27 protein-coding genes are annotated in these 25,294 nt (G+C 68.7%); 10 read left to right on the forward strand and 17 right to left on the reverse strand.

Features of this window, described 5'->3' with window-relative positions; translation table 11 throughout:
- Positions 1–600: 600 nt before the first annotated feature.
- Both ACZK39_RS08630 and ACZK39_RS08635 read right to left on the reverse strand, forming a co-directional pair.
- Entirely contained in the window at positions 601–1,953 is a 1,353-nt protein-coding gene (locus ACZK39_RS08630) for a dihydrolipoyl dehydrogenase family protein (RefSeq protein WP_385899790.1), read from the reverse strand.
- Positions 1,953–2,264 (reverse strand): thioredoxin family protein, encoded by a 312-nt coding sequence (locus ACZK39_RS08635; protein ID WP_385899792.1) that lies wholly within the window; start codon positions 2,262–2,264, stop codon positions 1,953–1,955. Before ACZK39_RS08635 ends, ACZK39_RS08630 begins: the two co-directional genes overlap by 1 nt.
- A gap of 55 nt (positions 2,265–2,319) precedes the next feature.
- Between ACZK39_RS08635 and ACZK39_RS08640 the strand changes: the two genes are divergently transcribed.
- From ACZK39_RS08640 to ACZK39_RS08655, 4 genes are all read left to right on the forward strand, one after another.
- The gene (locus ACZK39_RS08640; RefSeq protein ID WP_459055405.1) at positions 2,320–2,721 is read left to right on the forward strand and encodes a heavy metal-responsive transcriptional regulator; all 402 of its coding nucleotides are present in this window, start codon (positions 2,320–2,322) and stop codon (positions 2,719–2,721) included.
- A 614-nt stretch (positions 2,722–3,335) separates the two neighbouring features.
- On the forward strand, positions 3,336–4,187 hold the full coding sequence (gene ddaH, locus ACZK39_RS08645; protein ID WP_459055406.1) for a dimethylargininase: 852 nt from the start codon (positions 3,336–3,338) through the stop codon (positions 4,185–4,187).
- A complete protein-coding gene (gene rocD / locus ACZK39_RS08650) occupies positions 4,184–5,425 on the forward strand; it encodes an ornithine--oxo-acid transaminase (RefSeq protein WP_459055407.1) in 1,242 nt (413 codons plus the stop codon). The genes ddaH and rocD overlap by 4 nt, the downstream gene beginning before the upstream one ends.
- A 164-nt stretch (positions 5,426–5,589) precedes the next feature.
- Positions 5,590–6,246, forward strand: coding sequence for an LON peptidase substrate-binding domain-containing protein (locus ACZK39_RS08655; RefSeq protein ID WP_459055408.1), 657 nt, complete (start codon positions 5,590–5,592; stop codon positions 6,244–6,246).
- Between the two features lie 61 nt (positions 6,247–6,307).
- On the opposite strand, the gene ACZK39_RS08660 is transcribed toward ACZK39_RS08655, so the two are convergent.
- A complete protein-coding gene (locus ACZK39_RS08660; RefSeq protein ID WP_459055409.1) occupies positions 6,308–7,141 on the reverse strand; it encodes an alpha/beta fold hydrolase in 834 nt (277 codons plus the stop codon).
- 274 nt (positions 7,142–7,415) lie between these two features.
- On the opposite strand from ACZK39_RS08660, the gene chvE reads away from it, so the two are divergent.
- On the forward strand, positions 7,416–8,567 hold the full coding sequence (gene chvE / locus ACZK39_RS08665) for a multiple monosaccharide ABC transporter substrate-binding protein (protein WP_459055410.1): 1,152 nt from the start codon (positions 7,416–7,418) through the stop codon (positions 8,565–8,567).
- A gap of 95 nt (positions 8,568–8,662) precedes the next feature.
- On the opposite strand, the gene ACZK39_RS08670 is transcribed toward chvE, so the two are convergent.
- Positions 8,663–9,013 carry a cupin domain-containing protein gene (locus tag ACZK39_RS08670; RefSeq protein WP_459055411.1) on the reverse strand — a complete coding sequence of 117 codons (351 nt, stop codon included), beginning with the start codon at positions 9,011–9,013 and terminating at the stop codon, positions 8,663–8,665.
- Between the two features lie 128 nt (positions 9,014–9,141).
- On the opposite strand from ACZK39_RS08670, the gene ACZK39_RS08675 reads away from it, so the two are divergent.
- A complete protein-coding gene (locus tag ACZK39_RS08675) occupies positions 9,142–10,437 on the forward strand; it encodes a glycosyltransferase 87 family protein (protein WP_459055413.1) in 1,296 nt (431 codons plus the stop codon).
- Here the strand turns inward: ACZK39_RS08675 and ACZK39_RS08680 are convergent.
- Positions 10,421–11,680, reverse strand: a complete 1,260-nt coding sequence (locus ACZK39_RS08680; RefSeq protein ID WP_459055414.1) for a glycosyltransferase — start codon at positions 11,678–11,680, stop codon at positions 10,421–10,423. The two genes, ACZK39_RS08675 and ACZK39_RS08680, sit on opposite strands and share 17 nt — an antisense overlap.
- Positions 11,681–11,726: 46 nt before the next feature.
- Between ACZK39_RS08680 and ACZK39_RS08685 the strand changes: the two genes are divergently transcribed.
- The 4 genes from ACZK39_RS08685 to ACZK39_RS08700 all read left to right on the forward strand — a co-directional run bounded on the left by ACZK39_RS08685 (position 11,727) and on the right by ACZK39_RS08700 (position 16,268).
- Positions 11,727–12,749, forward strand: a complete 1,023-nt coding sequence (locus tag ACZK39_RS08685) for a GNAT family N-acetyltransferase (RefSeq protein WP_459055415.1) — start codon at positions 11,727–11,729, stop codon at positions 12,747–12,749.
- Between the two features lie 264 nt (positions 12,750–13,013).
- Positions 13,014–13,367: an ArsR/SmtB family transcription factor gene (locus ACZK39_RS08690; protein ID WP_459055416.1), complete on the forward strand. Its 354-nt coding sequence runs from the start codon at positions 13,014–13,016 to the stop codon at positions 13,365–13,367.
- A gap of 2 nt (positions 13,368–13,369) precedes the next feature.
- Positions 13,370–13,858, forward strand: a complete 489-nt coding sequence (locus ACZK39_RS08695; RefSeq protein ID WP_459055417.1) for an SRPBCC family protein — start codon at positions 13,370–13,372, stop codon at positions 13,856–13,858.
- Between the two features lie 82 nt (positions 13,859–13,940).
- Entirely contained in the window at positions 13,941–16,268 is a 2,328-nt protein-coding gene (locus tag ACZK39_RS08700) for an ATP-binding cassette domain-containing protein (protein WP_459056604.1), read from the forward strand.
- A gap of 960 nt (positions 16,269–17,228) precedes the next feature.
- Here the strand turns inward: ACZK39_RS08700 and ACZK39_RS08705 are convergent.
- The 12 genes from ACZK39_RS08705 to ACZK39_RS08760 all read right to left on the reverse strand — a co-directional run bounded on the left by ACZK39_RS08705 (position 17,229) and on the right by ACZK39_RS08760 (position 25,293).
- Positions 17,229–18,254, reverse strand: coding sequence for a Gfo/Idh/MocA family protein (locus ACZK39_RS08705; protein ID WP_459055418.1), 1,026 nt, complete (start codon positions 18,252–18,254; stop codon positions 17,229–17,231).
- Between the two features lie 42 nt (positions 18,255–18,296).
- Entirely contained in the window at positions 18,297–19,190 is an 894-nt protein-coding gene (locus ACZK39_RS08710) for an oxygenase MpaB family protein (protein WP_459055419.1), read from the reverse strand.
- A gap of 79 nt (positions 19,191–19,269) precedes the next feature.
- Positions 19,270–19,596, reverse strand: coding sequence for a plasmid stabilization protein (locus ACZK39_RS08715; RefSeq protein ID WP_459055420.1), 327 nt, complete (start codon positions 19,594–19,596; stop codon positions 19,270–19,272).
- 59 nt (positions 19,597–19,655) lie between these two features.
- Positions 19,656–19,856: a hypothetical protein gene (locus tag ACZK39_RS08720; protein ID WP_459055421.1), complete on the reverse strand. Its 201-nt coding sequence runs from the start codon at positions 19,854–19,856 to the stop codon at positions 19,656–19,658.
- Positions 19,857–19,943: 87 nt separating this feature from the next.
- Positions 19,944–20,390 (reverse strand): 50S ribosomal protein L9, encoded by a 447-nt coding sequence (gene rplI, locus ACZK39_RS08725; protein ID WP_182798916.1) that lies wholly within the window; start codon positions 20,388–20,390, stop codon positions 19,944–19,946.
- A 17-nt stretch (positions 20,391–20,407) separates the two neighbouring features.
- Entirely contained in the window at positions 20,408–20,647 is a 240-nt protein-coding gene (rpsR, locus tag ACZK39_RS08730) for a 30S ribosomal protein S18 (protein ID WP_182781363.1), read from the reverse strand.
- 98 nt (positions 20,648–20,745) lie between these two features.
- Positions 20,746–21,288, reverse strand: coding sequence for a single-stranded DNA-binding protein (locus tag ACZK39_RS08735; protein ID WP_463613084.1), 543 nt, complete (start codon positions 21,286–21,288; stop codon positions 20,746–20,748).
- Between the two features lie 157 nt (positions 21,289–21,445).
- Complete coding sequence (gene rpsF, locus ACZK39_RS08740; protein ID WP_182781361.1) at positions 21,446–21,733, reverse strand: 30S ribosomal protein S6; 288 nt, start codon at positions 21,731–21,733, stop codon at positions 21,446–21,448.
- A gap of 266 nt (positions 21,734–21,999) precedes the next feature.
- A complete protein-coding gene (locus ACZK39_RS08745; protein ID WP_182781360.1) occupies positions 22,000–22,749 on the reverse strand; it encodes an SGNH/GDSL hydrolase family protein in 750 nt (249 codons plus the stop codon).
- Position 22,750: 1 nt separating this feature from the next.
- Positions 22,751–23,128, reverse strand: a complete 378-nt coding sequence (locus ACZK39_RS08750) for a rhodanese-like domain-containing protein (RefSeq protein WP_182781359.1) — start codon at positions 23,126–23,128, stop codon at positions 22,751–22,753.
- Between the two features lie 45 nt (positions 23,129–23,173).
- Positions 23,174–23,506, reverse strand: a complete 333-nt coding sequence (locus tag ACZK39_RS08755) for a hypothetical protein (protein ID WP_459055423.1) — start codon at positions 23,504–23,506, stop codon at positions 23,174–23,176.
- The gene (locus tag ACZK39_RS08760; RefSeq protein ID WP_463613085.1) at positions 23,503–25,293 is read right to left on the reverse strand and encodes an AMP-dependent synthetase/ligase; all 1,791 of its coding nucleotides are present in this window, start codon (positions 25,291–25,293) and stop codon (positions 23,503–23,505) included. Before ACZK39_RS08760 ends, ACZK39_RS08755 begins: the two co-directional genes overlap by 4 nt.
- Position 25,294 lies beyond the last annotated feature (1 nt).

A 25,294-nucleotide genomic window follows, 5' to 3' on the forward strand; every position in this document is an offset into this window, starting at 1 on the left:
CACCGAGCTCTGCGACCACCTCACCAACACCGCAACCCGCTACCCCGGCACCAACCAGACACTGAAATACGAAACGAAAACGCGGTCCTGACACCACAACAACCATGGCGCCATGTCAGGAGTCCTGAGACCCCGGCCGGTACGCCACGACAACGGGGATCCGCGGGCGGGGCAATCATCATCCCGGCCATCGCACCAGCCACGACGCCATCGTCAAACAACGTGACACTGGACCCATCCGCACATCGGCATGAGCGTGAACCGCACGGCCATCGTTGACATCCCTCCAGGACCCAACGTTGACGAACGGGGCGCCGCCACCGCAGCAGGAAGACCCACTCCCTACTTTTGACGACCCTCCCCCGGGCGTCCCGATCTACAAACTACCGAGCGCAGAAGTGCACAGAGTGAAGCGCAGCTCGACACCCCAGTCCGCCACCTCCGGAACTTGTGAACGTCCGAGCGGTCCGCGGCAATACAGGATGTTCAACGGGAGGATCGAGACGCCGGCCGTGTGTCGCTTCCGACCCAACCGGTTCTCTCCTGTGGTTGGGCTGCCTGGGTCCGAACTTCTCCGCGACCACCCAGGCCTCCTCTAGGTCAGAGGATCGAGCCGACATCTGATCCTACGGTGGGGTAGGCGGCGGTCATCGATTTCAGTTGATGGGTTGTCAGTTCGAGCTTCATGGCGAGGCCGAAGAAGTTGACCAGTTCGCCGTACTCCGGGCCGAGCAGGTGTGCGCCGACGATCCGATCCGTGGATCGGTCGATAAGGATCTTGGTGGCCGCGGTGGTCTCACCGATGCGGTAGTTGGAGTACCAGCCGCGGGTGTCGCGGTAGCGGACGTCGACGTCGATGCCCTGGTCTCGGGCTTGTTGTTCGAGCATTCCAACTCGAGTGAGTTCGGGGATCGTGAACACCGCTGTTGGGATACCCGTGTAGTCGGGGACGGTCTTGGTGGCCTTGAGCATGTTGGAGGCCGCGACCTTGGCTTCGATCACTGCGACTGGGGTCAGTGGCATGCCGGGGGTGTTGGCGGCGTCGCCGGCGGCGTAGACCGCGGGGTTGCTGGTGCTTTGCAGGTGAGCGGCTACCCGCACTCCTCGTTCGTCCCACTCGACTCCGGCGGCGTCGAGGTCGAGGCCGGACAGTTCGGGGATCCGGCCCGCACCGTGCACGATGAGGTCGAACTCCACGTCCTCGGGTCGGCCGGATCGTGCCAAGCTGACCTGGTAACCGCCACCGGACTTCTCGATTGAGGTGATCGTGGTGGAGCGCCACAGCTCGATCCCGGCCTCGGCGCCGCGGTTGCTGAGGAGCTCGACGAGGTCGGGGTCGAACGCCTTGAGCGGCCGCGGCCCGCGGTCGAGGATGACCGGGGTGCTGCCCGCCCGCGCCGCGATGTGAGCGAACTCGAACGAGATGAAGCCACCACCGACGAACAAGATCCTCCGTGGCAGCGCTGGAAGGTCCATGAAGGCGGTGCTGTCGACCAGATGCTCGTGACCGGGAAAGTCCAGCGGCCGTGGACGGGCGCCCGCGGCGATCAGGAAGTGAGCTGCGTCGTAGGACCTGCCGTCAATCGCGATGGTGTGCGCGTTCGTGAACCGCGCCTGCCCGTGGAGCGTGTCCACACCGTTGCCCGAAAGGCTGTCCTCCATGTTTCGCGGGACCGGGTCGGTGAAGCCGTGCTTGTGCTTGATCAGATCGGCCCAGTTCATCGACAAGCCGGCGTCGTCGATTCCCTTGCCCCGCATCAGTCGGGCGCTGTCGATGATCTCGGCCCCGCGACGCAGGATCTTCTTCGGGTCGCACCCTCGAAGCGCACAGGTGCCGCCGTAGGGAAGCGCGTCGACGATCGCGACCCTCCAGCCCGCGGAAGCGCACTTGTTCGCCGCCGCGACGCCGGCCATGCCGGCACCGATCACGATCAAGTCATAGCTGCGCGTCATCAGGACAGCACCTCGGCCACGCCGAGCGCAGCCCGGAGTTCCTGCATCGTGGGCGCCCCCGCCAGCCCATCGGGCGTGCGGTAGAGCCGACAGGACAACCCGACCCCGTCGCCGGGTTTGGCGAAGATGTCGACGCCCTCGACCAGGATGCTCGGCGAGCCGTGGAACCCCAGCCGCTCCGCCTCCTCGAGCGTTTCGACGCGGAGTCGCGTCACCACGACATCGGGGCGTTCGTTGGCGATCGCTGCAAGTCGCTGGTCGGCGACCTTCCAGTTGGGGCAGTCATCGAAGTACAACAGAGAGACGTTCATGGTGCGACGCTAGACCTTGTACCGTGGTAGAAGGTCAAGGGTTAAGGGGGGCGAGATGTTGATCGGTGAGCTTGCCGACATTGCCGGGGTGACGAGCCAGACCGTGCGGTTCTATGAGCGCAGGGGCCTGTTGCCGGACGCCGAACGAGGCGCCAACGGGTACCGCGTCTACGACGAGGCCATGCTCGCCCGGTTGCGCTTCATCAACGTGGCCCAGGCCGCCGGGCTGACACTGTCCGAGATTCGCAGCATCATCGCCCTTCGCGACGACGGGCACATGCCCTGCGCGCACGTGGTTACGCTCATCGACACCAAGCTCGCTGACGTCCGTGCACGGATCAAACAACTTGCCGCGCTGCAAACCGAGCTCGAAGCACTCCGCGACCACAGTGAGCTGCTCGATCCCGCCGACTGCGAAGACGACGACATCTGCCACATACTCTCCTCAGCGAAGTAAGCCCTCGACGGGGACAAAGCACAGACGAGGCTCTCCAGCGAAGCCCAACGCTCGCTACGGCCGGTCCAGACATCCGCCATTCGGCATCAAGCACGTGCGTGCGGTCACGACCGTTGACCTCGACGTCCCCACATGGGCATGTCCGTGATGCCACGCACGCCATTCGGCATGAGCGTGAACCGCACGGCCATCGTTGACATCCCTCAAGGACCCAACGCGGACGAACCGGGCGCCGCCACCGCAGCAGGGAGACCCACTCCCTATTTCTTGACGAGCCTCCCCCGGGCGTCCCGATCTACAACTACCGAGCGCAGAAGTGCACAGAGTGAAGCGCAGCTCGACATCAGCCCAGCGGGACAGCACACGTCTCACCGGCCAAGGGACTAGCCTGCAGTTCTGGTGCCGACTACGACACCAGACCTACCCATGAGGCGCCTGCGATTCCGCAAGCCAGCGACTCACCGGATTGATCGGCCCGATCCTGAGGGGCGCCCGTTCGGTGAATAATGGAGCAAGGCGTGCTCGTGTCGCCTCTTCCTCGCGGGTCGGCCGCGGGTCGAAGTGCCGCCGGGCCCAAGGACAGCGTCCGCCGTCCGCACGTGGTGGGGAGCGAGATGCCTGCTGAAGACCGGATCCAACATCGTCGCCGCTATCTGATGTGCCGGCCGGACTACTTCACGGTCAGCTACGAGATCAATCCCTGGATGAACCGCACGCGGGCCACCGACACGGCCAAGGCGGTGCGGCAGTGGCAGGAACTCCACGACACCTACCTCCGGCTGGGGCACGAGGTCGACCTCATCGTCCCCATCCCCGGCCTGGACGATATGGTCTACACGGCCAACGGCGGGCTCGTCATCGACGGCGTGGCCCTGGGGGCCAGGTTCGCCGTCGGCGAGCGTCGAGGTGAGGAGCGCCCCTTCCGGGAGTGGTTCGCGGCCCACGGATTCGACGTCGTCGAACCCGTCGCGACGCAGGAGGGCGAGGGGGATCTCCTGTTGGTGGGCGAGACGATCCTCGCCGGCTACGGCTTCCGCTCCGAATTGGACAGCCACGCCGAGGTCGCCGACCTGTTCGGCCGCGAGGTCGTCTCGCTGCGGCTGGTCAACCCGACCTACTACCACCTCGACACCGCCATCTGCGTCCTCGACCCCGTGCAGGGCCCCGGCGGCGTCGAGCGGGCCAACATCGCCTACCTGCCGTCGGCCTTCGACGAGCGCGGCCAGGGCGAACTCCTCGAGCGGTTCCCCGACGCGATCCGCGTGCCCGCCGCCGATCCGGCGAGCCTCGAGCTGAACGCGGTCAGCGACGGCCTCAACGTCGTCCTCTCGCCCCCCGTCACCAGCCTCGACGCCCAGCTGCGCGAGCGCGGTTACCACCCGATCCACGTCGACGTGTCCGAACTGCACCTCGGCGGGGGCGGGATCAAGTGCTGCACCCTGGAGCTGCGAGGAGGCAGACCATGAGCACCAAGACCAATCCCGACACCGCGACTGCCGGCTTCATCCAGGCAGAGGGCGAGCATCTGGCGCGCAACTACGACCCGCTTCCGGTGGTCGTGGCGACCGCGGAGGACGTGTGGGTGACCGACGTCGAAGGCAGGCGCTACCTCGACCTTCTCTCTGCCTACTCGGCGCTGAACTTCGGGCACCGGCACCCCGAGCTGGTCGAGGCGGCCGTCGATCAGATCGGCAGGCTCACCCTGACCGGCCGGGCGTTCCACAACGACCGGCTCGGGGCCTTCGCCACCGCCCTCGCCGAGCTGTGCGGCAAGGACCTCGTCCTGCCGATGAACACCGGCGCGGAGGCCGTCGAGACCGGCATCAAGACCGCCCGCGCCTGGGCGTACCGGGTCAAGGGGGTGCCCGCCGACGCCGCGCGGATCGTCGTGGCGGCCGGCAACTTCCACGGCCGCACCACCACCATCGTCGGGTTCAGCGACGACCCGGTCGCCAGGGACGGGTTCGGGCCGCCCACCCCCGGTTTCGACATCGTGCCGTACGGGGACGCCGCGGCGATCGAGGCGGCCATCAACGACAACACCGCGGCCGTGCTCATCGAGCCCATCCAGGGCGAGGCCGGCGTCATCATCCCGCCCGAGGGCTACCTGCGGGCCGTCCGCGAGCTGTGCACGCGGCACAACGTGCTGTTCATCGCAGACGAGATCCAGTCCGGCCTGGGCCGGGTGGGGACTACGTTCGCTTCCGACCGCGAGGGTGTCGTCCCAGACCTCTACCTTCTGGGCAAGGCTCTGGGCGGGGGCATCCTGCCCGTGTCGGCGGTGGTCGGCGACCGCGACGTCCTCGGCGTGTTCCGTCCCGGCGAGCACGGCTCGACGTTCGGCGGAAACCCGCTCGCCGCGGCGGTAGGGCTGCGCGTGGTCGAAATGCTCCGCACCGGCGAGTTCCAGGAACGCGCGACGACTCTGGGGCATCACCTCAAGGGTCTGCTCGACGAGCTGCTGGGCCACGGCCTGACCGAGGTCCGCGTGGCCGGTCTCTGGGCAGGCGTCGACGTCGAATCCTCGCGCGGCACCGGCCGCGAGATCGCGCAGAGGCTGCTGGCTCGCGGCGTGCTGGTCAAGGACACCCACGGCCAGACCATCCGCATCGCACCGCCACTGACTATTCAGGCGTCCGACCTGGACTGGGCCGTCGAACAGCTGAGGCTCGTCCTGCAGGAGAATCCCCCTCCGAAGCCGTGACCAGCCCGGGACGGGCTGCAACTTGCTATCCAGAGGGCGGCTTGTGTGGATATGCACACAAACCGCCGCATAGATAGCAAGTTGCAGCACCATCGCCAGCAGGAGTCCGCGGAACAGAGACTCGGGGCTCGCTTGGGAGGCCCGCGTCCGGCAGGATCGGTGTCATGACCGGCGCTACGCGTGAGCTTTCGATGTTTCCGCTGGGCTCTGTGCTGTTCCCGGGCATGCCGTTGCAGCTGCGGGTCTTCGAGCCGCGCTACGTGGCCATGCTGGCAACGGTGCTCCGGGAGACTGAGCATGAGTTCGGGGTGGTGCTGATCGAGCGAGGCTCAGAGGTGGGGGGTGGCGACGCGCGCTTCGGGGTGGGCACGGTGGCGCGCGTCGTCTCGGTGGAGCCCAGCGAGGGCTCGATCCTGCTGTTGGCCACCGGTGCCGCCCGGTTCGAGGTGGTGTGCTGGCTTCAGGACGATCCGTACCCGCGGGCCCTGGTGCGCGAGCTCACCGCTGTGGAGTTCGACGAATCCACCCCCGCTGCGCTCGGTGCAGCCGAGGCCCTGGTGCGCGCCACCCTCTCCAGGGCGAGCGAGTTCGTCGAGCTCCCCTGGCCGGCTGATGTCGAACTGTCGCACAAGCCGTCGGAGCGCATCTGGCAGGTTGCGGGCATCGCACCCCTGAACCAGATGGACCAGTACGCGCTGCTTCGCTCGAGAACCGCCTCCGAGCTGTTGGCCCGACTGGTTGAGGACACGCAGGGGGCCGACGCCCTCTTCAGCGCCGGGTGGGGCTCCGGCCTGCCCGATGCCGGCGGCCTCTCCGAGTGAGCGCTACCCCGCCGCGTCGCTTCCACGATGGCGACCGGACCGACGACGGCACAGCGATTCCTCATCTGATCCGGTCGAGGATCTCCGCTCCCACCACCTCTGGCCTCTTCTCAGGGAGCCAGTGACCTGCGTCCAACTCGACGAACCGGTAGTCACCGGTGCAGTACCTGACCGTGCCCTCGGCGGCCACGCGGCCGAGGTAGGGGTCGCGGTTGCCCCACAGGTACGTGGTCGGCACCGTCACCGGGGTGTCCAGCTTCACACCGTCGGCGCCGGCCGGCGCGAACAGCCCTCGGTACGGGCCGAGCATCCCGCGCACCGCCTCGGTGTCGACCATCTGGGCGGCATAGGAGGCCGACAGGTCCGCAGGGACGCCGAGGCGCCGGAGGCCCTCCTTCCGCGCCAGCCGCGACAACTGCATCTCCGGCAGCACGGGCATCTGCATCGCCAGCATGTACCAGCTCTTCAACCCCTGGGATGAGCGCAACACGGCCTGGCGGATCGCCGCCGGATGAGGCGTGGACAGCACGGTCAGGCTCCTCACGCGCTCCGGCGTCGTCATGGCGGCGGCCCAGGCCACGCCACCACCCCAGTCGTGACCCACCAGGTGCGCCGAGTCGAGGCCCGCCTGGTCCAGCATCGCGAACACGTCTCCGACGAGGCGCTCGATCCGGTAGGCGCTACGCCCGGTGGGCCTGGCTTTCGAGGTGTAGCCGCGCAGTGACGGGGCCAAGGTGTGGATCCCTGCCCCGTGCAGCAGCGGCGCCACCGCGTCCCAAGCCGCGGGCGTCTGTGGGAATCCGTGCAGCAGGACGACGGTGTGGTCGGCGTCGGCCCGTCGCGGCCCGGAGTCGCGGACCTCGAACGTCAGGCGGTCGTTGGTGAAGCTCTCCATGGGCCCAAGTCTCCCTCCGCGCGGACACGCTGGGGTCGTTCAGTGCCTGAAATGCGGATGTGGCGTAGTCACAAAATTGTTATCAAACTGCAACTAAAGGTTGTTGCTCTTACCTTGACAGCCACGAGACCGGGCAGCAGTATTTAGTACTGGAGAGAGACAAAGTTGTCGGTCACGGACTCACGACCATCGGGCTGCTCATGCGCATCTCCCGCTTCACAGAAACACGGGTCTGGCACTACCAGGAATCCGTCGACGTTCTCAGGAGGAACGAATGAAGATGACCACACTCATGACCGCAGCCGCGGGCATGGTGCTAGCCCTCGCCCTCACCGCGTGCGGTGGCGGCGGCGCAGGAACAGCAACCACCCCCGCCCCCTCGGGCGACGCCAGCGCGTCCACCAGCGCACCTGCGGGCGAGGCCGGCGGTTCCGTCGGCGTGTCGATGCCCACCCAGACCACCGAGCGTTGGATCGCCGACGGCGAAGCCGTCAAGTCCCAGCTCGAAGAGGCCGGCTTCGAGGTGGACCTCCAGTTCGCCAACGACGACATCCCCACCCAGTCCCAGCAGATCGACCAGATGATCACCCAGGGCGTCAAGGTCCTCATCATCGCCGCCATCGACGGCACCGCACTCGCGCCGCAGCTCGAGACCGCGGCAGCGGCGGGCATCAAGATCATCTCCTACGACCGCCTGATCCGCGACAGCGAGAACGTGGACTTCTACGTCTCCTTCGACAACTTCAAGGTCGGCGTCGCGCAGGGCCAGTCCCTCATCGACGGCCTCGCAGCCCGCGGCGAGGGCCCCTTCAACATCGAGCTGTTCGCCGGCTCGCTGGACGACAACAACGCCCACTTCTTCTTCAACGGCGCCATGAGCGTCATCCAGCCCAAGATCGACGACGGCACCTTCACCGTCGTGTCCGGCCAGACCGCCATCGAGCAGGCCGCGACCCTCGGTTGGCAGCAGGAGACCGCGCAGAAGCGCATGGAGGACCTCCTCACCGCCAACTACCAGGACAAGAAGGTCGACGGCGTGCTGTCCGCCAACGACGGCCTTGCCCGCGGCATCATCACCGCCCTGCAGAACAACGGCTACTCGGGCACCGTCGCCGACACCTTCCCCATCATCACCGGCCAGGACGCCGAGATCGCCTCCACGAAACTGATCCAGGACGGCATCCAGTACTCGACCATCTTCAAGGACACCCGGCTGCTCGCCGAGCAGGCCGTGACCGCCGCGCAGGACCTCCTGGCCGGCGAAGAGCCTGAGGCGAACAACACGACCGACTACGACAACGGCGTGAAGGTCGTCCCGTCCTACCTCCTCGATGTGGTCACGGTCACGCAAGAGAACCTCACCGAGGCTCTCGTCGACACCGGTTACTGGACCCAAGAGGAGATCGACGCGGGCGTCATCTCCTGATCCATGCCCCCAACGGTGGCCCGGCTCCCCACGGAGCCGGGCCACTTTCACGCTTCGCCTCTGCCTGGAGAAGCAGACCCTCAGGACGGCGACTGTCAGGTTCGCTCACCAGCGACGTCGACCATGACCAGGCTCATCCGACACGGCTCGAGCGCCACCAGGGCGTGCCGCTCGTTGGGCGCCAGGTACACCACGTCCGCAGGCGCGAGGGTGACCTCGTCGTCGCCGACCGTGAAACTCATCCGCCCCTCGAGCAACTGCACCACGACCGCACGCGGGGACGTGTGCTCGGTCAGCATCTCCCCCTCGTCGAAGGTGAACTCCACCACGCGCAGCAGCGGGTTGTTGTGGATCACCCGCGAGGTGGTGGACTCCTTGACGACGGGCACCTCAGCCGCCACCCCTGTGTAGTGGGCGGACTGGGACACCGGCTTGGGCTCCTTCATGGCTCCTCCTTCTCCGGCCGACGGCCGGTGAGCCCAGCTCAGCACACGGGCGAGGCCATGGCGCGCAAACCGCCGAGCGCCCCCGAGTGGATTCTCACGCGGGGTGCGCGGGACCATACGATGGCCGGGTGACCACTCGCCCGACGACGCGCCCAGCCGCCGCATGGCTCGGAGCCCTGATGATCGTCGCGGCGGTGGCGATCTCCGCCTACGCAGTCGTCTACGGCAGGGCGGGCGAGGTGCCCTTCCTCCCGGAGACCTTCAAGCTCACGCCGCCGTACCGGATCGATCTCGACGTCTACCGCCTCGGCGCCGAGACCCTGCTGCGCGGCGGGGACCTGTACGGCACCCTCCCCGACACCGAGATCGGCGCGAACCTGCCGTTCACCTACCCCCCGATCGCCGCCCTGCTGTTCGTCCCGCTCGCGCTGCTCACGGTGCGCGACGCCAACCTGCTCTTCTCGTTCGGCACCCTCGGGTTGCTCGTCCTGGTGCTGACCCTCGTGCTGCGTAAGTTCACCGGGCTGCGCGGTCGTCAGCTGGTCCTGGGGGGTCTGGCCGCGGGAGCCATCGGCTTCTGGCTCGGCCCGGTGCGCGAGTCCGTGGAGTTCGGCCAGGTCAACGTCGCACTCATGGCGCTGATCGTGGTCGACGTGGTCGTCGGGCGCGGTAAGCGGTGGCAGGGCGTGCTGACCGGCCTCGCGATGGCCATCAAGCTGACCCCGGCGGTGTTCCTGGCCTACTTCCTCGTCAAACGGGAGTGGCGCGCGCTCATCACGGCCGCCCTCTCCGCCCTGCTGTTCACCGGGCTGGGGTTCCTCGTGGCGTGGGAGCATTCCATCACCTACTGGACGGGCACCATCACCGATCCCGACCGGATCGGTGGCCTGGCCTACGTCTCGAACCAGTCGATCAACGGCGTACTGCTCCGGCTGGGGCTCACGGGCGGCGCGGCCACACTCACCTGGTTCCTGCTGTCGGCGGTGCTGGGACTGTCACTTCTGGCCTTGATGGCCCAGCTCTTCCGCCGCGGACACGGGTTCGCCGCGGCCCTGACCATGGGCTTCTACGCACTCCTGGCGTCGCCGGTGTCGTGGTCGCACCACTGGGTGTGGGCCGGACCAGCGATCGTGATGCTGCTGCTCTGGGCGCGGCGGTCCGGGAGCCCGGGCGCCCTGGCCCTGGCCGGGAGCGGGCTGCTGATCTTCATCACCCGCCTGATCTGGGACCTTCCCGACGAGGACGCTCTCCAGGGGCTGAACTGGACCTGGCAACAGCATCTCCAGGGCAACGCGCAGGCCCTCTGGGGGCTGGCGCTCCTCGCCTTCCTCGCGTTCGGCGCCCCCGCCCGGGCCGAGGCCCTGAGCGTGGAGACCGAACCCGAGCAACCGTCCACACCCGGGAGCGTCACGGAGAGTCGATGAGGCCCACCCGTTCCATCGCCTCGATCGTCCTGCCCACCCCGTCCTCCTCCCGCACCGTGGCCCCCACCTCGCGGGCGCGGTCGCGGTAGCGCGGCGCCTCTGGACCGTCGACCAGGTCGCTGATCAGCCGCGCGAGCCGCTGCGGACCCAGGCTGCGGAACGGGACGGGCGCGGGACCCACGCCCAGCGAGGCGAGGCGCGCGCCGTGGTAGGGCTGGTCCACGCCGAAGGGGACCGCCACCGACGGGCGGCACGAACGCAGACCCGTGTGAGCGCTGCCCGCGCCGCCGTGGTGGATCACCCCCGCCGTCCGCGGGAACAACTGCTCGAACGACACGTCGGAGACGGTGAACACCTCGCCCGGACCCGCGCCGACGTGGCCGGGGTCGGGCGCGATCGTCACGATCCGGCGCCCCGCACGACGCCCTGCCTCGGCCAGGAACGCCAACCCTCCCTCACCCGTCGACGGCGCCAGGCTGCCGGCGCCCACGTACACCGGCGGCTCGCCTGAGGCCAGGAAGGACATGAGGCCTTCCGGGAGGGAGGCCTCGCCGTCGGGCGGGGCGAGGTAGCCGGTGTGATGCACCGTCGGGGGCCGGTCCGGTGCCGGCGGGACGAGGGTGGGACTGGCCGCCACCAGGATGGGGTGCCGGTCCAGCGCCTCCGACGTGGGCCCCTGCCTCGGCGGCAGACCCACCCTGGAGCGCATCTCAGCCACCAGCGGGTCCCCGAGCGCCGCCGCGACCCTCCAGCTCAACGCGGTCCCCCACCGGTTGTAGGCGTCCCACCGCCGGAACCAGCGGCTGAAGCAGTGGCTCTCCGCATAGGACGTGGGCAACTGTCCGGTGAAGAGCACCGTCGCCGACCGGCCACCCAGCGCCTCCGCCGCGACCACCGCTCCCCCGGCCCCCAACACCCCTCCGAGCAGCGCGTCTCCCGGTCGGGCGGCCTCCAGCGTCGCGTCCACGAACGGCCGCGACACCTCCCGCACCCAGCGCCGCAGCAGCCAGCCCTGTCCCAGCGGTGTAGCGGCCACGCGCCGGTGTCGTACCGCCCCCTCCAACGCGGACCGCAGGGTGGCCCGCACCGGAACCACCTCGGCGCCGTACCGCCCCGCCAGGCCTGCGTACTCCTCCAACGCCACCACGCGCGCCTGGACTCCGCGCCGCACCAGCTCACCGCCCAGCACCGCCATCGGCTGCACGTCCCCGCGCGAGCCGAGACCGATCAACACCACCGCCATCGCAGCCTCCTGCCCCCACCGTATGCGTGCGCGTAGCGTGGGCACCATGCCCGCAGACGAAGCGATCCGCCATCTGGCGCAGACCACGCTGCTCACGCAGCGGCTGCGCCTCGATCCGCTGACGGTCGACGACGCCGCCGCCATGGCACAGGTCCTCTCGGACCCGGCGCTCCACCGCTACACGGGCGACCGACCGCCGTCGGTCCAGGAGTTGGAGGGGCGCTATCGGGCCCAGGAGGCCGGCCCGCCACCACCTTCGACCGACGTGTGGGGCAACTGGGCAGTGCGGCTGCCTGACGGCACCGTCGCCGGGTTCGTGCAGGCCACCATCACCCCACCCGCCGCGACACTCGCCTGGGTGATCGGCATCCCCCACCAGGGCTGCGGATACGCCACTGAGGCGATGCGCGTGCTGGTGCGCGAGTTGCGCACCTCAGGCATCCTTCGCCTCTCGGCGTTCATCCACCCCCGCAACGCCTCCTCTCGGCGTCTCGCACAGAAGCTGGGTCTGGCCATGCCCGGCCCGCACCGCCCGTTCGACGGTGAGGACGAGTGGGTCTGGGACGCGCAGGCCCCCGTCCCCATGGCGGACCGACTGGTCTTCCGGCGGATGGACCACGGCGACCTCGACGACATGGCCGCCCTTCTCGGGGACCCCGAGGTGATGGCCTACTACCCGCGCCCCCGCACCCGGGACGAGGCGGCCGAGTGGATCGGCTGGAACCGGCGCAACTACGCCCGCGACGGCCTCGGACTGTGGATCATCACCACCCCCGACGGCGAATTCGTCGGCGACTGCGGCCTCACCTGGCAGCTCATCGACGGAGCCGAGGAGCTCGAGGTGGGCTACCACGTCGTCCCGCGGTTGCAGGGCCGCGGGCTGGCGACGGAGGCGGCGGCCGCCAGCCGCGACCTCGCCCGCTCGCTGGGACACCGTCGGCTGATCGCGATCATCCACCCGGCCAACGTCGCCTCGCAGAGGGTCGCGGAGAAGGCGGGCCTGGCTCTCGACCGTGAGACGGTCAGCCGGAACGGCCGCCCAGTCCGGGTCTACGCCACGGAGCTGTGACCCTCTCGTTCGCTGCCCACCGGCCCTCTTCGCACAGGGCGCAACGTGTGCGAAGAGCACCTCGCACACCCAAGGTGTCCTCGCACACCGCATTCCCTGTGCAAAGACCCCGACGGTATGCGAAGAGCACTTCGCACACCCAAGGTGTCCTCGCACACCGCATTCCCTGTGCAAAGACCCCGACGGTATGCGAAGAACCCCCGCCCCAACCCGGCCAAGAGCAACCACTTGACAACCTATAACCAATCGGTTGAACATAGAGTCATGCCAGTGATCGACGAGGAACGAGCCGACGCTCTGTTCCATGCGCTGGCGGACCGGACGCGCCGCGACATCCTCCGTCGCGTCCTTGCCGGAGAGCAGTCGATCACCTCTTTGGCGGCGCACTACGACATGAGCTTCGCCGCCGTCCACAAGCACATCACGGTGCTCGAGAGGTCCGCGCTGGTCTCGAGGCGGCGGCAGGGGCGCGAGTCCCTGGCCACCGGCAACGTCGAGGCGGTGCGGTCGGTGGGCAGCATGCTCACCGAACTCGAGGGCATCTGGCGCGGCCGCGTGGCCCGCATCGACGATCTCATCGCCGCCACCCCACCCACCCCCACACACCCCGAGGAGTGACCATGCCCGTCATCGACGTCCAGAAGGACCTGGACAACCGACGCCTCATCATGACCGCGCAGTTCGCGGCCCCCGTGGAACGCATCTGGCAGCTCTACGCCGATCCCCGCCAGCTCGAGAAGGTCTGGGGCCCGCCCACGCACCCGGCCACGTTCGTGGATCACGACCTGACGCCCGGCGGGCGGATGACCTACTTCATGACCGCCCCCGACGGCCAGAAGTACTGCGGGTTCTGGGACGTCAAGGAGGTCGACGAGCCGCGCAGCTTCACCTTCGAGGACGGCTTCGCCAACGAGGACTTCACGCCCGACACCTCTCTCCCGGTGGGGATCAACACCTACTCCTTCAGCAGCCACGACGACGGGACCCGCGCGGTGTACGAGGCCGTCTACCCCTCCGTCGAGGCGCTGCAGCAGGTGCTGGACATGGGCATGGTCGAGGGCGCCACCGGTGCCATCAACCAGATCGACGCCTGGCTGGCCGAAGATTGAGCCACAGGCCCTGGTAAATGTCGCGGCGGGGTGGCACGGTAGCGCGGTGAGCACACCATCGCACCCGGCAGACCGTCACGACATGATCCGCGTCCAGGGCGCCCGCGAAAACAACCTCAAGGACATCGACGTCGAGCTCCCGAAGCGCCGGTTGACGGTGTTCACCGGCGTCTCCGGCTCGGGCAAGAGCTCGCTGGTGTTCAGCACCATCGCGGCCGAGTCCCAGCGGATGATCAACGAGACCTACAGCGCGTTCGTGCAGGGGTTCATGCCCTCGCTGTCGCGCCCGGACGTGGACCACCTCGACGGCCTCACCACGGCGATCATCGTGGACCAGGAGCGGATGGGCGCCAACGTGCGCTCCACCGTCGGCACGGTGACCGACGCCAACGCCCTGCTGCGCATCCTGTTCAGCAAGCTGGGCCAGCCCCACATCGGCTCACCGCAGGCCTACTCGTTCAACGTGCCTTCGGTGACGGGCTCGGGGATGATCAAGACGGAGAAGGCGGGGCGCGTACAGAAGGAGGCGAAGACCTACACCCTTGTCGGCGGCATGTGCCCGCGCTGCGAGGGCAAGGGCAACGTCTCCGACATCGACCTCACCCAGCTCTACGACGAGTCCAGGTCCCTCAACGACGGCGCGCTCACCATCCCCGGGTACACCGGCGACGGGTGGTACGTGCGCATCTTCACCGCCTCTGGCTTCCTGGACCCGGACAAGCCCATCAAGGACTACTCCAAGCGCGAGCTCGACGACCTGCTCTACAAGGCGCCCACCAAGATCAAGGTGGACAACATCAACCTCACCTACGAGGGCCTCGTGCCGAAGATCCAGAAGTCGTTCCTGGCCAAGGACCCGGACGCGATGCAGCCGCACATCCGCGCCTTCGTCGAACGCGCCGTGAAGTTCGACACCTGCCCCGAGTGCAACGGCACCCGCCTCTCCGAGGGCGCCCGTTCCTCGAAGATCGACGGCGTGAGCATCGCCGACGCGTGCGCCATGCAGCTGACGGATCTCGCCGCCTGGATCCGCGGGCTCGACAAACCGTCGGCCGCACCGCTGATGAGGAACCTGCAGCACCTGCTGGACTCGTTCGTCGAGATCGGGCTGGGCTACCTGTCGCTCGAGCGCCCGTCGGGCACCCTGTCCGGGGGCGAGGCGCAGCGGGTGAAGATGATCCGGCACCTCGGCTCGTCGCTCACGGACGTCACCTACGTGTTCGACGAGCCCACCATCGGCCTGCACCCCCACGACATCGAACGCATGAACACGCTGCTGAAGTCCCTGCGGGACAAGGGCAACACGGTGCTCGTGGTGGAGCACAAGCCGGAGACCATCGCCATCGCTGACCACGTCGTCGACCTCGGCCCCGGGGCGGGTACGAAGGGCGGCGAGATCTGCTTCGAGGGCACAGTGGCTGACCTGCGCGCCAGCGACACGCTCACCGGCCGCCACCTCGATGACCGTGCCCGCCTCAAGGACACCACCCGCACCCCCACGGGCGCCCTGGAGATCCGGGGCGCGTCGACGAACAACCTCAAGGAGGTGGACGTCGACATCCCGCTCGGCGTGCTCACCGTGCTGACGGGGGTGGCCGGCTCCGGAAAGAGCTCGCTCATCCACGGCTCGATGCCTGCCGACGCCGGCGCCATCACCATCGACCAGACCGCCATCAAGGGCTCGCGGCGGAGCAACCCTGCCACCTACACCGGCCTGCTCGAGCCCATCCGCAAGGCGTTCGCGAAGGCGACCGGCACCAAGCCCGCGCTGTTCAGCGCCAACTCGGAGGGCGCCTGCCCCGCCTGCAACGGGGCTGGGGTCATCTACACCGAGCTCGGCTTCATGGACACCGTCGCCACCCCCTGCGAGGAGTGCGAGGGCAAGCGTTTCCAGCAGGCCGTGCTCGAGTACCGCTGGGGCGGGAAGAACATTGCCGACGTGCTCGCGATGCCTGTGACCGAGGCGCTGGACTTCTTCGGCTCGGGCGAGACGAGGACCCCGGCGGCGCACGCCATCCTCGTGAGGCTGAACGACGTGGGCCTGGGCTACATCTCCCTCGGTCAGCCGCTCACCACCCTCTCCGGTGGCGAACGGCAGCGGCTCAAGTTGGCAGTCGCGATGGCGGACAAGGGCGAGATCTACGTGCTCGACGAGCCCACCACCGGCCTGCACCTGGCGGACGTGGCGCACCTGCTCGCGCTGCTGGACCGCCTGGTGGACTCCGGCAAGTCAGTGATCGTGATCGAGCACCACCAGGCGGTGATGGAGCACGCTGACTGGATCATCGACCTCGGTCCAGGCGCGGGCCACGACGGAGGGCGGATCGTGTTCGAGGGAACCCCTGGTCAGCTCATCGCCGACGGGTCCACCCTGACCGGGCGGCACCTGTCCGCCTACGTGAGCGCCTAGCGATACCGCGCTCCCTGAGGAGGGCCGCCCGCGAAGCGGCGTGGGCCCCTCCCCATCGCTCCCTGAGGAGGGCCGCCCGCGGAGCGGCGTGGCCCGTCCCCATCGCTCCCTGAGGAGGGCCGCCCGCGGAGCGGCGGCGGCCGTCTCGAAGGGTTGTGACTGTCACCTTCACGCATTCTTAGTGTCGGGTGCGGTGAGCCGTGAGTCGAGGCCCGGGCGGCCGTTGTTCATGTTCTTGAGGTCGTCGCGGCCGGGGCTCGTGGTCGGGTTGTGGAGGCCGCCCGGGCCTCGTCTCCCGTCTCCCCGCACTCGTCCTGCTCGTGGCGTAGTCCTGTCCGGGTGCGTGCCGGCAGGGCGGCGTTGGGGTTGGGCCCGCTTGGGCGGGATGCCGGTTGGGTGATCGTCGGGTTGGGCACCGCTGCGCAGTGCCGCCCTGCCGTCCCCCACCCTTGCTCTCGGATGAGGGTTTTCGACCTTTCGAGGCTTCCTTCGCGACGCGGGACCCCCAGGAACCGAACCTCGCCGCCCTGCCGTCCCCCACCCTCGCTGTCAGCCGTGGGTTCTCGACCTTTCGAGGCTTCCTTCGCGACGCGGGACCCCCAGGGGCCGAGCTTGGCCGCCCCTGTTTCGCTCCCTGAGGAGGGCCGCCCGCGGAGCGGCGGCGGCCGTCTCGAAGGGTCGTAACTCCAGCTGACAAGCAATCTCTGGATCGCTGGGGCCGCTCCGCCCCTGTTTCGCTCCCTGAGGAGGGCTGCCCGCAGAGCGGCGGCGGCCGTCTCGAAGGGTCGTAACTCCAGCTGACAAGCAATCTCTGGATCGCTGGGGCCGCTCCGCCCCTGTTTCGCTCCCTGAGGAGGGCCGCCCGCAGAGCGGCGGCGGCCGTCTCGAAGGGTCGTAACTCCAGCTGACAAGCAATCTCTGGATCGCTGGGGCCGCTCCGCCCCTGCATCCGAGGGCTGGTCAGCCAAGCTCGATCGACCGGCCCTCAAGGGCGCTCTGCCGCGCGGCGTCGAGCACCTCAAGGGCCCGGATCGCGTCGGCCCCGGTCACCGGCATCGGCCCTTCGCCGGCCACGGCACGCGCGAACTGGGAGTAGAAGTCCTGGTAGGCACCGCGCTCCGACGGCACCCGCCTCTCCCCCGCCGCGGTGTGCAGCACGCCCCATCGTTCCTCGGCCTCGTAGCCCCACGCCTGTCCCTCGTCGACGGGGCGGCGGCCGGAGAACACCGCCTGGGCCTGCACGTCGCTCATCTGCGATTCATAGCTTCCCGCGCTGCCGTAAGCGCGCAGCTCGCGGGCGACGAGGTGGTTAGCCTTGCTGGCACGCATCGTCGAGCTCACCCCCAAGGTGTGGCGCAGGACCACGGAGAACCCCGCGTCTGTGAGCCCCTCCGGCATGTTCATCCAGTCCAGCTTGGCGTAGACCTGGTCCACGGGGCCGAACAGCCACAGCAGCTGATCCGCCAGATGCGTGCCGAGGTCGCGCAGGAGTCCGCCCGTCGGGCCGGGGTCGAGCGTGGAGGGCTCGTCGAGGTCGAAGCGGGACTCGACCCGCCACGGCGTGCCCAACTCGCCGGCGTCGAGGACCGCCTTGAGGGTCCGTACGTCGGTGTCCCACCGCCGGTTGTGGAACACGGCCAGCGGGGCTCCGAGGCGTTCGACGTCGGCAACCAGCTCGCGCGCATCCTGGGCGCTGGGGGCGAAGGGCTTGTCCGCGACGATCGCGACGCCCCGCTCGGCCGCCTCGAGGACGAGGTCCCGCCTCGTCTCAGGCGGAGTGGTGATGGTGACGGCGTCGACGCCGGAGTCCAGCAGGGCGCTCATGGAGTCGAACACCGGGACCCCCGGAAGGTCCGCTGCGACCTCGGCCCGCCGGGCCGGGTTGCGTGTCACCACGCCCGCGAGCTCAAGTCCTTCTGCCGCCTGGATGAAGGGGGCATGGAAGATCCTGCCACCCATGCCGTATCCCACCACGCCGATCCTCATGGCGGCAGTATGCCCGGTCAATCCCCGCGACGGTGGGCGGGATCAGGTGGACGCGGCGCCGGTGCGCGCCCAGCGCCCCGACCGGCTCTCGGGCGTCAGCGACCATCGCACGACGGCGGTGGCGAACCGCCCGCAGGGCAAGCCCACCAACCTGTCGAACCAGCGGCTCGTCGGGAGCCCCAATTCCCGGCGCGCCCACACGGGTAGCGTCGAGATGGCGCCTGCCGCCAGCATCCAGTACCCGGGACGGGCGGGCCATGGGATGGGTGGGTGGCGAAGGAGGAACGTGACGGTGTCGACGGCGGCTGCCGAGGCGCGCAACTCGGGTCGGTACCGCTCCAGAGCCGCGAGCAGGTCCGCCTCGGTCCGGGGAAGGTCGACGGCGCCGAGGAGCTCACCGACGGGCGCGGCCTGGGCCACATACTCGTCGGCCTCCGCCCGGCTCAGCCTCCGGTCCCCGAAGTGCTGGAAGCTGGCCAGGAAGCTCTGCGTCTCGGTGAGGTGCACCCACTCGAGGAGGTGCGGGTCCGACGCCCGGTATGGAGTGCCGTCGTCGGCCTTCCCCCGAACGCGCTCGTGGACGGCCTTGACCCGCTCGATGAGCGCACGCGCCGACGGGATGGGGCCGTAGGTGGTCATCGCGATGAACTCCGAGGTGCGCTGCAGGCGTCCCCACGGGTCCGACTTGTAGCCGGAGTGCCCCGCGACACCCGCCATCGCGGCGGGGTGCAGAGTCTGCAGGAGAAGGGAACGGATCCCGCCCGCGTACATGGCCGCGTCCCCGTTGACGTGCCAGATCACGTCCTCTGGTGTGTGCCACCGCTCGCCGTCGACCTGCCAGATGAAGTGGGCCTTCTCGTCGGCGTCCTCACCTGCCACGCGGCTGCGCAGGGTACGGCCGAGCAGGAGGCGGGTGCGCTCAAGCGGGCTGTGCATGGCTCCGAGAATACGTCGGGCGGCCGGTTCTCCGGAGTCCAGTCGCTGGGGGTGGCGACTGGGAGCGCCTGGGTGGGCCTCAGCCGTCGACGGCGCGCTGCAACTCCGCCTTCGTCATGGCTGAGCGGCCCCTGACCCCCATTGCCTTGGCCTCGTTGTAGAGCTGGGCCTTGGTGCGGCCACCCGGACCCTTGTGGGAGCGGAGGCCGCCTCGTCTTCCTGAGGAGATGTCCTCCCGCGAGAGCCGGCTGGACTCCTTGGCCTCACCTGCGCGGGCCCGCTCCTTGTTGACGGTCCGGGCCGCGATTTCCTCGGCCGTGTCCTCAGCCTCGCCTCGCTCGAGGAGGCCGTCCTTGATGTGCTCGTACTGGCGTTCGCGCTTGTCGCTCCATGCCTCCTGGGGCATGACGGGCTCCTTCCTTCGAGCCATCCACGCTACGCGGCGGAGGGCTCAAGCACCACCCCCTAGGCCCTGTTGTTCTGGTGATGCTGCTGCTTCACGCGGGAGGACGTATCGTCGGCGGGCTCGGTGCGCTCATTGAGCTCGATCCAGGAGGTGTCACAGCCGGGGCATCGGTACACGGGCGCGCCCTCGACCCGCTCGTCGGTCTCAACGGTGCCGCAGGCGTCCTGGCACGGCCACGTGGTGAGGAATCGGGCGCTCATCCCCCAACCCTAGAGCCTGCCCCCATGCCCCGAAAAGCGAGAGAGCCCCGGCCGAAACCGGGGCTCTCTGCTGTGGGTTGCCTCAGATCACTGGGCGACGACCTCGAAGGGGACGTACGCGGTGACAGCCTGGTGCAGCTTGACAGCGGCGGTGTGCGTGCCGACGGACTTGACCGGCTTCGCGAACGAAACCGTGCGCTTGTCGATCGTGGGGCCGCCGGCCTTCTTGACGGCGACCGCGAGGTCGCTGGAGGTGACGGAACCGAACAGGTGACCCTGATCGGAGACCCGTGCCCCCACCGAGACGGTGAGGCCCTCGAGCTGGACGCGCAGTTCCTGCGCGTGCTCGACGCCACGCACCTCACGGGCGTCACGCGCCCGCTTGATGCCGTCGATCTGCTTCTCGGTGCCACGGGTCCAGCGGATCGCCTTCGACTGTGGCAGCAGGAAGTTGCGGCCGTAGCCGTCCTTGACTTCAACGACGTCCCCGGCGATGCCGAGCTTGTCGACGGTGCTGGTCAGAATGAGCTTCATTGTTTCTCCTCCTGCGCTCAGCGAGCGGTCGACGCGTAGGGCAGCAGGGCCACCTCACGCGCGTTCTTGACGGCGATGGCAACCTTGCGCTGATCCTGAACCGACAGCCCGGTGACGCGGCGGGCGCGGATCTTCCCACGCTCAGAAATGAACTTCTTGAGCAGGTTGACGTCCTTGTAATCGACGTTTGCGACTCGCGTCTTCTTTACCGGAAGGATCTTCTTCTTGTTCACAGGCTTGCGCTGTGGACCGGCCATTGTGGTGCTCTCCTTTACTCCCGGGCTTGCCGCCCGTGAAAGCCCGTCTTGCGACGGAATGTGCCAGCTAGCCCAGGCGGGCTAGTTAAGCGGATGGATCAGAACGGGGGCTCTTCCGGCTGGGACTGTGCCCAGGGATCGTTCCCGCCGCGGTTGCCGCCGGGTGCACCGGCTGCTCCGGAGCCGGACCACGGATCGGACTGCTGTCCGCCACCGCCGCCAGCCTGGGCGTTACCGCCGCCCTGATTGCCCTGCCAGCTACCGCCACCGCCGCCGCCCTGAGTACGGGTGATCTTGGCCGTGGCATAGCGAAGGGCCGGACCGACCTCGTCGACATCTACCTCAAACACGGTGCGCTTCTCACCCTCGCGGGTTTCGTAGCTGCGCGACTTCAGCCGACCGGAAACGATGACGCGGGTGCCCTTCTGCAGGGACTCGGCCACGTTCTCGGCGTACTGACGCCACACGGAGCAGTTGAGGAACATGGCGTCGCCGTCCTTCCACTCGTTCGTCTGACGATCGAACGTGCGGGGGGTGGACGCGACCGTGAAGTTCGCGACGGCCGCCCCATTGGGCGTGAAACGAAGCTCGGGATCGGCGGTGAGGTTGCCGATGAGCGTGATGGGGGTTTCGCCTGCCATGTCTGTGTGTGCCTTCCGATATCGGACTTGGGTTGCCTCTGCTACCTTACGGCGCCCCTCCGACGCTCAGTGCCGGATCTGCGCCTGGTGCGACTGCCTTCACTCTTGGCTGATCGCCCCGAGTTTTCTCAGTCTGCACAGAGGCTGTGGATAACTTTCAGTCCTCGCGACGCAGCACCTTGGTGCGCACGATCCGCTCGTCGATGGACATGAGTCGATCCATCTCGGACACGATCGCGGGCTCCGCGGTGATCTGCAGCACGGCGTAGATCGCTTCGGACTTCTTGTTGATGTCGTAAGCGAGACGACGACGACCCCAGTGGTCGGTGTTGTCGACGGTGCCACCACCCTTGGTGATGACTTCGAGATGCTTATCGACGAGCGCGGGAACAAGGCGTTCATCAACTTCAGAATCGATGAGAACCATGACTTCATACTTGCGCATGCTCAGCCCCACCTCCTTCGGACTAACGGCCACGGGTCTGTCCCGCGGCAGGAGGGCATGACTGACTTCGGATGTCAGCCGGCCGCCTAGGTTACCCGTCGGCACTGCGCCGGGGAAATCGCCGGTCCCCGCCGGAGGGGTGCGTTGAGCAAATGGCAGGGCTCAACGATGCGCCCACGCTCACGCTCCCCCGGCCCGGCTCCACGACCCGTGCCATTTGCTCAACGCCCGCCCCCCGGAGGACCAGGATCCGAGACCGGACCGGATCAATCAGCGACGCGCAACTGCTCCAAGCGCCCGCTGGCCACGATCGTCCCCCAGAACGCCTCCGCCCACCCCTCGTAACCGCGGTCGTTGGGATGGAAGAAGTCGCCGGCGGTGTGCCGGTGATAGCCGAGCATGCCGGTCTGCCGCGACACCCGATGCAGCGGCACCAGGTGATGCCCGTGCCGCTCCACCAGCGCCGCGGCCAGGACCGACATCCGCTGGGACTGCCCCCCGAGCACCGGCACCATGAACCACGGAACGTCGGCGACGAAGCTCCCCGCGGGCAGCGCCGCGAGGATCTGTTCCAGGCTGCGTTCGAACGTGGCGGCGTTGTGCCCGGGGTAGATGACGTCGTTGCCGCCGATGTCCAGGGTCACCAGGTCCGGCACGAAACCCAGCTGGGCGAACTGCGGAAGCTGGTCGCGCACCACGTCGTCGCTGGTGGCGCCCGAGACCGACAGGTTGGTGACCAGAACGTCGCGGCCGCTGGCGGTGCGCAGCCGCTCGGCGATCCTCGGCACGTACCCGCGGGTCACGGCCGTGGCGCCCACGCCCTGGGCGGCCGAGTCCCCCAGCGCCACGTAGCGCAACCCCTCGGCCCCCTCGGGACGCTGCCCCCAGTGGGCGCGGTAGTCCTCGACATGGCGGTCGATGGTGCGGCGCCCCTCGAGCCAACGGGTGGCCAGCGCGGACGCCGTCGCTCCGGCCAGCACGCCGCCGACGAAGGGCGCCGCCCAGACGGGACGCACCTCAGCGCCGTCGGCGGTAGGGGCCGGGCAGCACCGGGTTGCCGTCCTTCGCCCAGGCGCGGAGCCCGCCCGCGACCGACTCCGCCAGCAGCCCCTTGGACCGCAGCTCGGCCGCCGCGATCGAGGACCGCAGGCCGTTGTCGCAGATGACGATCACCGCACCGTCGCGCTCCGCGAGCGGGTCGTCGCCGTGGATGGCGTCCAGGGGGTTCTCGTGCAGGGCCTTCGGGTCCACCGGACGCGCGCCCGGCGCGTGGCCTGCCTCGTACTCCACCTGGGTGCGCACGTCGATGAGCACCGCGCCCTTACTGAGCGCCATCAGCGTCTCCTCGACGGAGAGGCCGGGCGAACGCTTCCCGAGGAAGTCAAGCAATCCCATGGGCATATGGTGCTCCCTCGGCGTCGGGCAGCCAAGTCAGCCGCCTCACAGGATGCCGAACATCACCAGCCCGACCGCGCCCACGAGGGCGCTGAGCCCCAGCCCGAGCAGCAGGTAGCCGGCCCACCGCTTCCGGGCCCAGCGGCCGGTCAGCACCGGCAGCGCCAGCGCCGCGACACCCACAGTCAGCGCCACCCCACGGGTGAACATCCCCGGCCCCGCGACCTCGAAGTCCACGCCCACGCCCCCGTCGTCAGGGAGCAGCGCCGTGCCGAGCAGCGCGACGATGCCCCAGGCCGCCATCGCCAGCGAAGCGGCCGCCATGGTCAACGCCCCCGGCCAGGTGGCCCACCAGGGGCGACGGTGCGTCCTCGTCACGGCTGCGCGCGCCGGGCCTCCATCCGGGCGTACATCTCGTCGACGAGCGCCTTGAACCGGGCCTCGACCGCGCGGCGGCGCACCTTCAGGGTGGGCGTGAGGAGGCCGTTGTCCATGGTGAACTCCTCGTTGAGTACCTGCGTGTCCTTCGGCCGCTCCTGGCTGGGCAGCTTCGCCGTCATCTCGTCGACCCGCTTCTTGAGCTCCTCGAGCAGTTCGTTGCTGGCGAGCCAGTCGTGCACCTCGCCGGGCCACGCGCGCGTCTTGGCCAGGGCTTCCACGTGCGGCAGCGACGGCTTCACCAACAGCGTGACGAAGGGGCGGTTGTCGCCGAGGAGCACGGCGTGCTCGAAGAGGGGGTCCGACAGGATGAGGCCCTCGATGGGCTGGGGGGCCACATTCTTCCCGCCGAGGGTGACGATGATGTCCTTCAGCCGATCCGTGATGGTGAGGAACCCCTCGGTGTCCACATAGCCGACGTCGCCGGTGTGCAGCCACCCGTCGATGAGCACCTCGGCCGTGGCCTCAGGGGCGTTCCAGTAGCCGAGCATCACGTTGGGGCCCTTGTAGAGGATCTCGCCGAGGTCCCCGATCCGCAGCTCGCCGCCAGGGAGCACCTTGCCGACGGTGCCGGCCTTGAAGTCGTCCGGCGCGTTGAACGAGATCAGCGGCGAGGTCTCCGTCAGCCCGTAGCCCTGCTGGATGGGGAGTCCCACCGAGGAGAAGAACTCCTCGATCTCCGGGCGCAACGGCGCCCCGCCGCAGGCCAGGACGGTCTTGGGCCCGCCGAGAGCCGCGCGGACGTTGCCCAGCACCAGCTTGTCCGCCAGCGCCAGCTGGGTGCGCAGCAGGGCGCTGGGGCGCCTGCCGGAGCGGTAGGCGTACTGGTTGTGGCGGCCCACCTTGAGCGCCCAGGCGAAGATCTGCCGCTTGGCCGCGGACGACTCGACCTTCGCGTGGGCAGTGGCGTACACCGTCTCGAACAGCTTCGGCACGCTGACCATCATCGTGGGCTGCGCCAGCACCATCTGCTCGGCCACGGTGCGCGCGTTCTCCACGTAGGTGTTCATGGACCCGTGCAGCAGCACCACGTAGGTCCACGCCCGCTCCAGCGCGTGCGAGAGCGGGAGGAAGCTCAAGGAGTGGTCCTCGGGCTGGATGTTGAAGAAGCTGTCCAACGCGTCGCTCTGCGTCACGAAGGCGCTGTGCTGCAGCATCACGCCCTTGGGGTTGCCGGTGGTCCCCGAGGTGTAGATGATCGAGGCGAGGTCGTCGCCGCTGGCTTCGGCGAAGCGGGCCTCGACGGCGCCGTGGTCTGGCTCGGCCAGGAAGTCCGCGTAGCTCGTCACGTTCTCCGGCATTCCCGGATAGGGCTTGAGGATGACGATGTGCGCCAGGTCCGGCAGCTCGTCGGCCGCGGACAGGACGCGCTCGCACTCGCTCTGATTGCCGACGAACATGACCGTCAGGCCGGAATCGGCGGCGATGTGGCTGATCTGTTCAGGGGTGGAGGTGGCGTACAGGGGCACCGGGACCGCCCGGGCGGTGGCGGCTCCGAAGTCGATCTCCGACCATTCCGGCCGGTTGGCGAGGAAGATTCCGACCCGTCCGCCGGGCTCGACGCCGAGGTTGATCAGGCCCTGCGCAACGCGGTTGACCTTGTCCTGGAACTGCGTGTACGTCTGGGTGACCCAGCGGTCGCCCTCGCGGATGCGGGTGGCGGTGCGCGACCCGTGCTGCGCGACGACGGCGCGAAGACGCGTGACGACGTGGTTGATCTGCGGCATG

Source organism: Tessaracoccus luoxuelianae, assembly GCF_055326245.1.